The sequence below is a fragment of the Neobacillus niacini genome (assembly GCF_036961885.1).
Taxonomy (GTDB): Bacteria; Bacillota; Bacilli; order Bacillales; family Cytobacillaceae; genus Neobacillus; species Neobacillus niacini_H.
The window spans coordinates 31028-44263 of the sequence record NZ_JBALNQ010000020.1 but is presented as its reverse complement, the minus strand read 5'-3'; the positions used below and the strand labels follow the sequence as shown (position 1 = coordinate 44263).

The following is a 13236-nucleotide window of genomic DNA, read 5'->3' as shown; positions in this document are numbered from 1 at the left end:
TAATTCTGTATAGAGAACAAGTCAATCAAATATTTCGAAAACAACAAAAATTGTTTTCGCTTCAATAAAGCACTTTTATTTTCTCAGAAAAGAGTAAGAAACTTCGTAGTAATTATAGTTCAAACTTCTATATACCCCCAAATAATTCAATAGTAACCACGTATAGTGTTTTAATAAAACATTATAATCCTTTGAAATTGTCTAATTCTCGGTAACTAGAAATATATAATTTCTCTTTAAATTTTTTTCTATTTCCACACCAATTAGTTCTTTAAAAAGAACGAAATATCGGTTATACTATCACTTAGATAAAGTAGCAAAGTTTTTCGTTAGCCTAGACGGTCGAATATTATTGTATATTTTCTTAAAGCAGGAAATATACCAAAGGATATGAATCTCCTATCATTTTTATCATTTTTATCAATGTATAAATAGTTTATAAGCTCAGTGTGATTATTCTGTTTGGAAATGTTATTAATCTAGTTTGCCAAGTCAAAGCATTATAAATGGTAAAAGGAGAAGCCTATGATTGGAGAGCGAATAAAAAGGTTAAGAGCGCAAAAGGGATATTCTATAACCGAACTTGCAGAACTTTCAAATGTATCCAAATCTTATTTAAGCTATATTGAACGGAATCTTAATAAAAATCCTTCCATTCAATTTTTAATGAAAGTTGCCAAACCATTGGATGTTTCCATTGAATATTTACTTATTGGGGTAGACCAAATAGAAAATCAGGTGGATGGCGATGGCGAAAAGATCCTTGATAAGGAATGGGAGAATATAATTGAAAAAGCGATTAAGGATGGAATAGGAAAAGAAGATTTTAAGGAATATATTAATTATATTAAGTTTAAAATTTGGGAAAAAAATAATAAACGATAGTAATCGCTTACATTCAAATTTATTGTTAAATAACATTGACACTTCTCCTTTAGTGTAGTAAATTTTATAAATAATCTAAATATTTATGTTCTTATCAAGAGAGGAAGAGGGAATGGCCCTATGACGCCTCAGCAACCATCAATGTCTTTTTTCATTGAAAAGGTGCTAACTCCAACAAGTTTTTTAAACTTGGCAGATAAGAAGAATGACATTGCCTAAAGCATCCAAAAGTCTTCTTCTTATAGAAGACTTTTTTTGTTTTATTAGGCTGTATTGTTAATCTTGTTGTTAAAATCCTAATGCCGATTTTAACGCGAAACAAACTATTTTGCGCTCGAAATTAAGTTTGCTAGCTCTTTTCTTACAATGGAGGCTATTTTGGACAATTTATGGTTCATTCAAGGGTATTAATCCCCAAAAGCACAATGTTTAAGAAAAGAGCTTTATATAAGGGAGGATAATGGAATGGTGTATAAAATTGATACAAAGTTAGCTCAAATTGGTAATAGAAGTGATTCGGTGACAGGCACCGTTAATCCTCCTGTTTATTTTTCAACTGCTTACCGCCACGAGGGAATTGGACAATCCACAGGATTTGATTACTCTCGGACAGGTAATCCTACTCGCCAGTTACTTGAAAAGACCATTGCGGATCTAGAAGGTGCCGATCAAGGGTTTGCCTGTAGTTCAGGCATGGCTGCTATCTTTACAATCCTTTCTCTATTCCAATCTGGAGACGAATGGATTGTAAGCGAGGATTTATATGGAGGTACATACCGTTTACTTGAACAGGGATTTAAAAAATGGGGATTACAGACTCAATATGTTAATACCTGTAGCCCGGAAGAAATCGAGAGGAAAATTACCGCTCAAACGAAGGCAATCTTCCTTGAAACACCAACTAATCCACTTATGCAGCAGTCAGATATTGCTGCTGTTTCAAAAATAGCAAAAAGGCACGGAATTATTCTAATTGTGGATAACACATTCTATACCCCTCTCCTCCAGCAGCCAATCCTGCTGGGTGCGGATATTGTCATGCACAGTGCAACGAAATACTTAGGCGGCCACAATGATGTCCTAGCAGGTCTTATTGTCGCGAAAGGAAAGGAACTTTGTGAGGCACTTGCTTTTCATCATAACGGAGCGGGCGGAGTCCTAAGCCCTTTTGATTCCTGGCTGGTAATGCGCGGGATGAAAACTTTATCACTAAGAATGCAAAGACATGAAAGCAATGCGAAGGTCATTGTTGAATACCTCTCTAACCATGATGGTATAACAGATGTGCTGTATCCAGGAAAAGGTGGAATGGTTTCCTTCCGCTTACAAAATGAAGCTTGGGTTAACCCATTCCTACAGGGACTTTCACTTATTACCTTCGCAGAAAGCCTTGGCGGAACGGAAAGCTTTATTACCTATCCAGCGACACAAACCCATGCTGATATTCCTGAAGAGATTCGCATTCAGTCAGGGGTTTGCAATCGACTATTAAGATTTTCAGTTGGATTAGAAGATCCAACGGACATCATTCATGATCTTGAACAAGCATTAGCAAAATTAAAAGAAGGAGTGATTGGATAATGAGTACAGAAAAATATAGTTTTGAAACCAATCTCCTTCATAATAAGCATAAAGTGGATCCAGCCACAGGAGCAGTTAGTGTAGCAATCCAGCATGCATCAACGTTTCATCAATTTGACTTAGAAAATTATGGTAAATATGATTACGCTAGAAGCGGAAACCCCACAAGAGAAGCGTTAGAAGATGTAATTGCTGAATTGGAAGGTGGAACGAGAGGCTTTGCTTTTTCATCAGGAATGGCTGCGATATCAACAGCCTTCCTCCTGCTATCATCCGGTGACCATATTGTCATTACGGAAGATGTATATGGTGGAACTTATCGAATGGTTACACAAGTACTGACTCGGTTTGGGATTGAGCATACATTTGTCGATATGACTGACCTCAATCAAGTAAAAGAGGCCATTAAGCCTAACACAAAAGCATTTTATGTAGAAACACCGTCCAATCCTTTATTAAAGGTTACGGATATTGCAGCCATTACAGCTCTAGCCAAAGAAATTAATGCAATCACTTACGTAGATAATACTTTTTTAACCCCCGAGTACCAAAGACCTTTAGAGCTTGGTGCCGATCTAGTTCTTCACAGCGCAACGAAGTTTTTATCTGGTCATAGTGATGTAGTTGCAGGTCTTGCGGTAGTAAAAGATGAGGAGTTAGGTCAAAGACTGTATTCTTTACAAAATTCCTTTGGTGCTATACTTGGGGTACAGGATGCCTGGCTCGTGCTTCGGGGTATAAAAACCCTTCATGTCAGACTAGAACAATCACAAAAATCAGCCATAAAACTAGCTGAATTTTTAGATGCTCACCCATTAATTGAAAAAGTTTATTACCCTGGTCTGGAAAGTCATCCGCAGTACGAACTGCAAAAGAACCAGGCGGGCGGACCGGGAGCAGTTTTATCCTTTGAATTTACAAATGAACAGGCCCTTCAAGTCTTTCTTTCAAATGTTAAAATTCCTGTATTTGCTGTTAGTCTTGGTGCCGTTGAATCCATTTTATCCTATCCTGCAAAAATGTCTCATGCCGCCATGCCACAACCAGAAAGGGAAAAACGAGGAATTAAAAATAGCCTTATTCGACTGTCCGTCGGCTTAGAGAATCCAGATGATCTCATTAAAGATTTTTCTCAGGCATTACATCAAGTGAATCAAAAACTATTGGTCTTGCAGCAAGGAGAATGATGATGACCTTTTTAGAAAAATTAAAAACTCATATTTTAATAGGTGATGGTGCCATGGGCACCCTTCTTTATTCATTTGGAAAAGATAGCTGTCTTGAAGAGTTAAACCTTTCTCATCCGGAAAAAATTCAAGAAATTCATAAGGCTTATATTGATGCCGGTGCGGATGTGATTCAAACAAACACGTATGCGGCGAATTATCTAAAACTACAAAGATATGGTCTTGAGGACTCTATTAAAGCCATTAATAGCGCTGCTGTTCAGAATGCAAAATTAGCAGCAAAGCAAAACGCTTATGTTCTTGGAACCGTCGGCGGAAACCGTGGAATTAAGCCGAGTGCTTTATCGATTGAAGAATTAAAGCGCAGTTTCCGTGAACAGCTTTATTGCCTATTGTTAGAAGGTGTTGATGGTATTTTATTAGAAACCTTTTATGACCTTGAAGAACTGGAAACGGTTCTTGCGATAGCAAGAAAAGAAACAATGCTCCCTATTATTGCCCAAGTCTCCCTTCAGGAGCCCGACGTCCTGCAAGATCAAACACCAATTAATGATGCCTTAAGACGTCTTGAAGATCTGGGTGCTGATGTAATTGGCTTAAATTGCCGGCTCGGGCCCCATCATATGCTGAAAACACTGGAGCAAATTGAACTGCCAAAACAGGCTTACCTTTCTGCCTACCCGAATGCGAGTCTGCCAACCTATACAGATGGTAAATTCAGTTATGAAGGGGACTCAGATTATTTTAAGAAATCTGCTCAAAGATTCCGACAAGAAGGCGTGCGGTTGCTGGGCGGCTGCTGTGGAACGACCCCGGCGCATATTGAGGCATTTGCGTCAGAGTTAAAAAATAGTCAGCCAATCTCTGAAAAAGTAGTAAAACTAAAAACGAAGAAAATCATCATAGAATCAGGTGCAGCCAAAAGGGATCTGCAGCCTCTTGAGGAAATTGTTAAGCAACGGCCATCGGTTATCGTAGAATTAGATACTCCAAGAAAGCTTGATACCAGCAAGTTTTTTGAGGGCGCAAAGGCCTTGAAAGCAGCAGGAATCGATGCAATCACGATGGCAGATAATTCTTTAGCACAGGTGAGGATTTCTAATGAATCGTTAGGTTATCTTGTTAAACAAGAATTAGGTATGCGGCCTCTTATCCATATTGCCTGCAGAGACCGCAATATTATTGGATTGCAATCTCACCTAATGGGACTTCATACCCTTGGAATGCATGATGTTCTTGCTATTACCGGTGACCCTGCTCGAGTTGGAGACTTCCCTGGTGCTTCATCTGTATATGATGTATCTTCCTTTGAACTAATACAAATGATCAAACAGTTAAATGAAGGCTTATCATTAACAGGAAAAGACTTAGGTCAAAAAGCCGCTTTTAGCATAGCAGGGGCATTTAATCCAAATGTCCGATCTGTAGAAAAGGCAGTTAAACGTCTTGAGAAAAAGATTGAATTCGGTGCTGATTATTTCATCTCACAACCCGTCTTCTCTGAGGAAAAATTAGTGGAAGTCTATGAACAAACGAAACACCTTAATGCACCTATCTACATTGGACTAATGCCACTAACAAGCAGTAGAAACGCAGAGTTTCTTCATAATGAGGTACCAGGAATAAAAATCTCACAATCGATTCGTGATACAATGGCAGCATTGAATGATCAGCCGCTGCAAGCTGTACGTGAAGGAATTGAAATAACGAAATCATTAATTGATGCGGCAATTGACTTATTCAATGGAATTTATTTAATTACACCATTTTTGCGATACGAATTGACATCAGAATTAGCGATATATGCCAGACAGCGTGCAAGTCAAGTTAGGGGGAACATCTATGTTGAAAGCTTCACTAAGTGAACAATTACAAAAACGAATTCTTGTAATGGACGGGGCCATGGGTACCATGCTCCAACAGGAAAATTTAACAGCAGAAGACTTTGGCGGCGAACAATATGAAGGCTGTAATGAGTATCTAAATATCACAGCGCCTGAGACAATCGCAAAAATTCATCGTGAATACTTAGAGGCCGGTGCCGATATTATTGAAACCAACACCTTTGGGGCTACTAGCATTGTGCTAGACGAATATAATCTTGGCTTTAAGGCTTATGAATTAAATAAAATTGCTGGACAACTTGCAAAAATAGAAGCTGATAAACTGACTACTTCTGAATGGCCAAGGTATGTTGCAGGTTCAATGGGACCGACTACAAAAACCTTAAGTGTTACGGGTGGAACTACGTTCGATGCACTCGCTCATTCTTATGAAGAACAAGCGATTGGTCTAATCGATGGTGGTGTCGACCTGCTTCTCCTTGAAACAAGTCAGGATATGTTAAATGTAAAGGCTGGTTTTGTTGGAATACAGAACGCTTTTAGTAAAACAGGAAAGGTTCTTCCATTAATCGTATCTGGTACCATCGAACCGATGGGTACAACTCTAGCAGGACAGTCGATTGAATCTTTTTACATTTCCTTAGAGCATATGAAACCTATCGCAGTAGGACTAAATTGTGCGACAGGTCCGGAATTTATGCAGGAGCATGTCCGTTCACTTGCTAATCTTGCTTCTTCTGCGATCATCTGCTATCCAAATGCAGGCTTGCCTGATGAAGAAGGACATTACCATGAAACTCCTGAAACGCTGGCTAAAAAGTTAGCTGATTTTGCCGCACACGGCTGGTTAAACATCGTTGGCGGCTGTTGTGGAACAACGCCAGATCATATTCGGGCGATTTCAGCAGAAATGAAAAAGCACGCACCACGCGATGAACATCCTTCTGATTTCCACATGGTATCAGGGATTGAACCATTTGTTTACGATGATCCGACACTGCGCCCGATTATGGTTGGGGAACGTACAAACGTAATTGGCTCTCGGAAATTCAAGCGTCTCATCAATGAAGGCAAGATTGAAGAAGCTGCAGAAGTTGCACGTGCACAGGTAAAAGGTGGAGCACATGTGATTGATATTTGTCTTGCTGACCCTGATCGTGATGAGCTGGTTGATATGGAGAATTTTATTCCAGAAGTGGTTAAAAAGATTAAAGTCCCGCTTGTTATTGACTCAACAGACGAAAAAGTAATTGAACGAGCCCTTAAGTATACGCAAGGTAAAGCAATTATTAATTCAATAAATTTAGAAGATGGCGAGGAAAGATTTGAAGCAGTTGTTCCGCTCATTCATAAATACGGTGCCGCTGTCGTTGTCGGTACCATCGATGAAAAAGGTATGGGGGTAACAGCAGAAAAGAAATTAGACATTGCCAAACGTTCCTATGACCTTCTTGTTAATAAATACGGATTAAAGCCACAGGATCTTATTTTTGACCCGCTCGTTTTCCCTGTCGGTACTGGGGATGAACAATATATTGGTTCTGCTAAAGCGACAGTTGAAGGGATTAAGTTAATTAAAGAACATCTTCCTAAAGTTCAAACGATTCTAGGAGTCAGTAATGTATCCTTCGGTCTACCGCCTGTTGGCAGAGAAATATTAAACTCCGTGTTTTTATACCACTGTACAGTAGCAGGGCTGGATTATGCGATTGTTAACACAGAAAAGCTAGAACGGTTTGCTTCGATATCCAAGGAAGAAGTTTTGTTAGCAGAGGAACTTCTATTTAATACAACAGATGTTTCATTAGCTACGTTTACCGAATTTTATCGCGGTAAAAAGAAAGAGACAAAGAGTACTATACCTAACATGAGTTTGGAAGAACGACTCTCTTATTATGTGATCGAAGGTACAAAGGAAGGTTTATTACCAGATTTGGCTTTAGCATTAGAAAGTTATCCTGCCCCGCTTGATATCATTAATGGACCGTTAATGGAAGGCATGAAGGAAGTGGGACGACTGTTCAATGACAATCAGCTAATCGTTGCTGAAGTACTCCAAAGTGCTGAAGTCATGAAAGCATCTGTTTCATATCTAGAACCTCACATGGAAAAAGGTGATGTTTCTGCCTCCAAAGGCAAAGTCATCTTAGCAACAGTCAAGGGCGATGTCCATGATATTGGGAAAAACCTGGTAGACATTATTCTAAGCAATAACGGCTATAATGTCGTTGATTTAGGGATCAAAGTATCACCGACTGAACTTGTTCAAGCAATTCAAAAGGAAAAACCGGACATCGTTGGCTTATCTGGCTTGCTGGTTAAGTCTGCACAGCAAATGGTGTTAACTGCACAGGATATGAAAGAAGCGGGAATCTCAACACCTATCATGGTAGGTGGCGCTGCTCTTTCTAGAAAGTTCACCGATACCAAAATTTCTAAGGAGTACGAAGGACTCGTTCTATATGCAAAGGATGCAATGAATGGATTATCACTTGCCAATCAGCTTCAAACTCCAGGGGAACAAGAAAAACTGTTTGCTGAGAAAAGGGAAAAACAAGCTGCTTTAGAATTGCCGCGCGAGTTTCAAAGTCGTTCATCCGTATCTATCGCTGTAAAGGCGAGACCAAGTGTTTCTACAGAAGTGCCTGTTTTTACTCCAATGGACACGAAGAAACACATTCTTAAGTCCTATTCCCTTTCCCATATTGAGCCATATATCAATATGCAAATGTTAATCGGTCATCACCTAGGGGTTAAAGGAAAGATTGCGAATCTACTGGCTGAAAAGAATGAAAAGGCTGTTAAGGTAAAAGAAGTCGTTGATGGGTTATTAGCAGATGCGAAACAAGGTAATTGGATTTTACCAGCTGCAGTCTATCAATTTTTCCCTGCTCAATCAGAAGGAAACAAAATATTCATTTATGATCCAGCAGATACGAATACGATTATTGAAACGTTTGATTTTCCTCGTCAGGAATCTGCACCACATCTCTGCTTGGCTGATTTTGTTAAGTCTGTTGACAGTGGTGAGAAAGATTATGTGGGATTCTTCACGGTGACTGCTGGCAGAGGTATTCGTGAAAAAGCAGACCAGTTAAAGGCAGATGGGCGTTTTCTTGAGAGTCATGCCCTGCAATCCTTAGCACTTGAATCAGCTGAAGGCTTTGCAGAATTAATCCATCGGCAAATGCGCGACCGTTGGGGCTTCCCTGACCCACTGACCTTTACGATGCAGGATCGTTTTACAGCGAAATATCAGGGACAACGCTTTTCTTTTGGTTACCCAGCATGTCCGGATTTAGAAGATCAGAAAAAACTATTTGCGTTACTTCAACCAGAAGAAATTGGGATTGAATTAACAGATGGCTGCATGATGGAGCCAGAAGCTTCAGTTTCTGCCATGGTCTTTGCCCATCCAGAGGCAAGATATTTTAATGTTTTAAGATAAATTTCAAATCCGCGGATTGGGTTCCGCGGATTTTTTCTATACTATGCGTTATCAATTCGTCGCCTCATTTGATCATTCCTTGACATTTAATCATTAAACCTATATAGTTACCTAGGTAACTAATATGCATATATTAATATTGGAGCGGAATCTATGACTAACCACGCATTATTTCATACTCTTCATCAACTTTCTAGGCAACTTACCAATCAACTAAATGAAGCACTAAAACCACTTGGTTTATATAGTTCTCAATGGTCTGTCATTTTTGTTTTACATACAAAAGGTTCGATTACTCAAAAAGAACTGTGTGAGTATTTATTTGTCGAAGCTCCTCCTATGACCCGAACCATTCAGAGGCTTGTTAAACAAGGGTATGTAAGCCAGATTCCTGGTAAAGACAAACGAGAGAAATATATTCAATTAACTGAGAAAGCAGTAAAAGAGTTTCCTAAGTGGGAGCATGCTGTTTCTGAGTGCAATCAGACATTACTAAAGAGTTTCCCTCAAAACGCACAACAAGAATTAGTAAGACTGCAAAGTATCTGGTTAAAGCAGCTACTGTAAAAGGAGTAGATAACATGAACAAACCTAAATTATGGACGAAGGATTTTATAAATATTTCCTTAAGTAACTTTTTTCTTTTTCTAACTTTTTATATTTTACTTGTCACTCTGCCGATTTTTTCATTACAGGAATTTGACAGTGATGCCTCGCAAGCAGGACTCATGACCACTGTATTCTTGCTATCAGCCATTGTATCACGTCCGCTGGCTGGTCAATGGCTTGAGCGGGCAAGCAGTAAAAAAGTGCTTTTAACAGCTCTTATCGTTTTCGCGGCTGCTTCTCTTTTATACTTTTTGCCAAAAACAATAACCGGTTTCCTTGTCGTTCGTTTATTACACGGAATCGGCTTTGGAATGGCAACCACTGCCGTTGGAGCAATTGTCGCTGACCTCATTCCAAGTTCACGAAGAGGCGAAGGAATGGGATACTTTGTAATGTCGACAAATTTGGCAATGGTATTAGGACCCTTTGTGGGATTAACAGTCATTCAACAATGGGACTCGCAAACTATGTTTATTATGACAGTCATTGTCGCTTTCGGAGCGCTTATCACCGGTTTAACCGTCAAATTACCGAAAACGGATGACTCTGACCAGATTGTCATTCTTCCAGCATTCTCATTTAAAAACTTTTTTGAACCTTCTGCGGTAAAGATTGCGATTGTAGGCAGTTTCCTAGCTATTGTCTATTCTGCCCTACTATCCTTCGTATCCGTCTATGCGAATGAAATTAATCTAACCGAGGTTTCTAGTCTTTTCTTCGTCGTTTATGCGATTATCTTATTAATGTCCAGACCTTTTACAGGTAAATGGTTGGATCAATATGGACCTAACGTTATCGTTTTTCCAGCCATCATCTTATTCGCGTTTGGTATGTTTGTATTAAGCCAAAGCAGTGGAGCATTTATGTTCCTTGCTTCTGCAGGAATGATTGGATTAGGCTGGGGAACACTTTTCCCAACTTTTCAAACGATTGCGATTCAAAATGCAGCACCCAGAAAGCGCGGATTAGCTACGGCTACCTTTCTCTCAATCTATGACATTGGTATTGCATTAGGATCCTTCTTGGTTGGTTTAATCGCTGCAAAAATGGATTTTAGTTCGTTATATCTTTTAAGTTCATTCTACGTTTTGTTTGGAGCTGTGCTTTACTACTTCCTTCAAGTAAGAAAACCAACAGCACAAGGAGAAAAAGGCCAGCAAGCCTTACAAGTAAAAGAGCAATAACTCTTAAGAACCATCAAATGATGGTTCTTTTTAAAAGATAAAGTATATTTTTTTGAACTTAGTTTACTGTCTAGCTCCTGCGCCCTAGCGGCTAGTGTCCTTCGCTCTCCGCCCTACGATAAGTCAACATCGAATCGCCTCCGGCTCTTCGTGTTTCCTTTATCTCAGTTGGAGCGCTCCAGGCCATACGCCGCTGACCAGGGCACTTCCGCTTTTCTTACTTTTTTGGTTAATTTTTTCATTTTTTGGGAAAAAGAAAATGATGTCCTTCATATCTTATATTTTAATTTTTAAGGAGGCCCTATGAAAAAGGTTGTGAATAATTGGAAGCGATGGCATATGAACCAGGTTATGGTTCTTGCATTCTCGCTTCTACTTTTGGGGTTTTTAGGAATTCTATATGCATATTCATTGGATGTGGATATTTCCTCATTAAAGAATGAACTTCCACAAGCGACAGTATTTTATGATTTAAATGGGGAGGTTGCAAGCAAGGTATCTGCTAATAAAAATGAAGGTATTTCTATTAATCAGGTTCCTGACTCGTTGAAACATGCAGTCATTGCGATAGAGGACCGTCGATTTTATCAGCACCATGGCGTTGATTTAATAGGGATTACAAGGGCACTTATTCGGGACATAAAGGCACGTGGTATGGTTGAGGGGGGCAGTACTATTACTCAGCAGCTTACGAAAAACACATTACTGACGTCACAAAAAACCTTGAAAAGAAAAGTAGATGAAGTATTCTTAGCGATGAAAATTGAGAGACAATACAATAAAGAGGAAATCCTTCAAATGTACTTAAATCAAATTTATTTTGGTGACGGTGCATGGGGAATTAAGCATGCAGCTAGTAATTACTTTGCAAAAGAGGTAAAGGATCTGTCCATTAGTGAATCAGCTTTATTGGCAGGTATAATTAAAGCGCCATCTGCCTTAAATCCATATCATCACCTCGAAAAAGCAACACAAAGGAAAAATATCGTTTTAGCACAAATGAAAATGCAGGGCTATATAACCGCCCAACAATATGAACAAGCAAGCAATGATAAAGTAATCTTAAATAATAAAGGAGGAGATCCATTCCGAGGGAAATATCCTCACTATGTTGACCAAGTATTTGAAGAAGCAATTAAAGAATTCCACTTATCCCAGGATGAATTACTAACAGGTGGGTATCAAATTTATACTGAGCTTGATCCCAACATGCAGAATGCAATGGAAAAGAACTTTCAAAACGATGCGATATTTCCAAAAGGTACAGATCAACTCGTCCAAAGCGGCGGAATCCTTGTTGACCCAAAAACCGGTGGAATTCGAGCAATTGTTGGTGGACGCGGTGAGCATACCTTTAGAGGGTACAATCGAGCATCTGGGTTAAAGGCACAGCCCGGTTCAACGATAAAACCGCTGGCTGTCTTTACACCTGCACTTGAGGCTGGCTGGAAAATAACAGATATGCTAAAGGACGAACCAATGAGCTTTGGTGAATATGAACCAAGCAATTACAACCATGAATATGCAGGTGAAGTGCCGATGTATGAAGCCATGAAGGAATCCAAAAATATTTCATCTGTTTGGCTATTAAATGAAATTGGCATTGAAAACGGTTTGAATTCAACAAAACGCTTTGGGATACCTTTAGTAAAAGGTGATCGCAATTTATCCCTTGCTTTAGGTGGATTAGAGCATGGAGTGTCACCACTAATTATGGCTGAGGCATATTCAGTTTTCCCTAATAATGGGGTCCGAACGAAAGCACATGTAATAAAAAAGATTGTAGACGCTGAAGGAAATATCGTGGCAGCATGGAAGGAAAAAAAAGATAAAGTCACAACAAAGGAAGTGACCGACCAAATGAACACAATGCTTCTTGGGGTTGTGGAACATGGGTCTGGAAAAAGTGCTCAAATAGATGGCAGAGAGATAGCGGGAAAAACAGGCTCTACACAAGTGCCTATCGAAGGTGTTATGGGTGTGAAAGATCAATGGTTTGTTGGCTACACACCTCAATTAGTTGGAGCTGTATGGGTTGGGTACGATAAAACGGATGATAAACATTATTTGAAAACGACCAGCAGTGCCGGTGCAGCCATAGTGTTTCGTGAAGTTATGAAGGAAGCATTAAAAGGTACTCCATCGACTAGTTTTAATGTCCCACATATTGACATGTTAATTAAAAAGAGACAAGAAAAAGAAGCAGAAGAATTGAATCGTAAATCTCTTGAAGAACATTTTAATGACGGAGCAAAAAAATGGGAAGAGAAGTGGAGAAATCAGAAAGATAAGTGGGAAAAACGCTGGAAAAGAATAGGCCCTAACTATATGCACTAACACAAAAGGCACGAAGAGATTCGTGTCTTTTGTGTTAGAATTAAGATGATTATACTAAATAAAAATGATGTTTTAATGGATACTGTTGATTTTGGAACCTGTTGATTGGAGCGAAAGGCGCTCGACTCCTGCGGGATGCACGAGCTGAGTGAGACCCCGCA

General features: G+C 39.3%; 8 protein-coding genes and 1 riboswitch. All 8 genes read left to right on the top strand.

Annotation, left to right across the window (positions count from 1 at the left end):
• The first annotated feature begins 525 nt into the window (after positions 1 to 525).
• The 8 genes from V7124_RS09430 (at position 526) to V7124_RS09395 (ending at position 13075) form a co-directional block, all read left to right on the top strand.
• Positions 526 to 885 carry a helix-turn-helix domain-containing protein gene (locus V7124_RS09430; RefSeq protein ID WP_335488387.1) on the top strand — a complete coding sequence of 120 codons (360 nt, stop codon included), beginning with the start codon at positions 526 to 528 and terminating at the stop codon, positions 883 to 885.
• Between the two features lie 88 nt (positions 886 to 973).
• Positions 974 to 1088, top strand: a riboswitch (SAM riboswitch).
• Positions 1089 to 1353: 265 nt separating this feature from the next.
• Positions 1354 to 2466 carry a methionine biosynthesis PLP-dependent protein gene (locus tag V7124_RS09425; RefSeq protein ID WP_335488441.1) on the top strand — a complete coding sequence of 371 codons (1113 nt, stop codon included), beginning with the start codon at positions 1354 to 1356 and terminating at the stop codon, positions 2464 to 2466.
• Positions 2466 to 3653: a cystathionine beta-lyase gene (gene metC, locus V7124_RS09420; protein WP_335488384.1), complete on the top strand. Its 1188-nt coding sequence runs from the start codon at positions 2466 to 2468 to the stop codon at positions 3651 to 3653. The genes V7124_RS09425 and metC overlap by 1 nt, the downstream gene beginning before the upstream one ends.
• 2 nt (positions 3654 to 3655) lie before the next feature.
• Positions 3656 to 5518, top strand: a complete 1863-nt coding sequence (locus V7124_RS09415) for a bifunctional homocysteine S-methyltransferase/methylenetetrahydrofolate reductase (RefSeq protein ID WP_335416922.1) — start codon at positions 3656 to 3658, stop codon at positions 5516 to 5518.
• Positions 5496 to 8945 (top strand): methionine synthase, encoded by a 3450-nt coding sequence (metH, locus tag V7124_RS09410; RefSeq protein WP_335488381.1) that lies wholly within the window; start codon positions 5496 to 5498, stop codon positions 8943 to 8945. Before V7124_RS09415 ends, metH begins: the two co-directional genes overlap by 23 nt.
• A 153-nt stretch (positions 8946 to 9098) precedes the next feature.
• Positions 9099 to 9512, top strand: a complete 414-nt coding sequence (locus V7124_RS09405; protein WP_335416925.1) for a MarR family winged helix-turn-helix transcriptional regulator — start codon at positions 9099 to 9101, stop codon at positions 9510 to 9512.
• 14 nt (positions 9513 to 9526) lie between these two features.
• Positions 9527 to 10738 (top strand): MFS transporter, encoded by a 1212-nt coding sequence (locus V7124_RS09400; protein WP_335488378.1) that lies wholly within the window; start codon positions 9527 to 9529, stop codon positions 10736 to 10738.
• A 303-nt stretch (positions 10739 to 11041) separates the two neighbouring features.
• On the top strand, positions 11042 to 13075 hold the full coding sequence (locus V7124_RS09395) for a transglycosylase domain-containing protein (protein ID WP_335488375.1): 2034 nt from the start codon (positions 11042 to 11044) through the stop codon (positions 13073 to 13075).
• Positions 13076 to 13236: the final 161 nt, after the last annotated feature.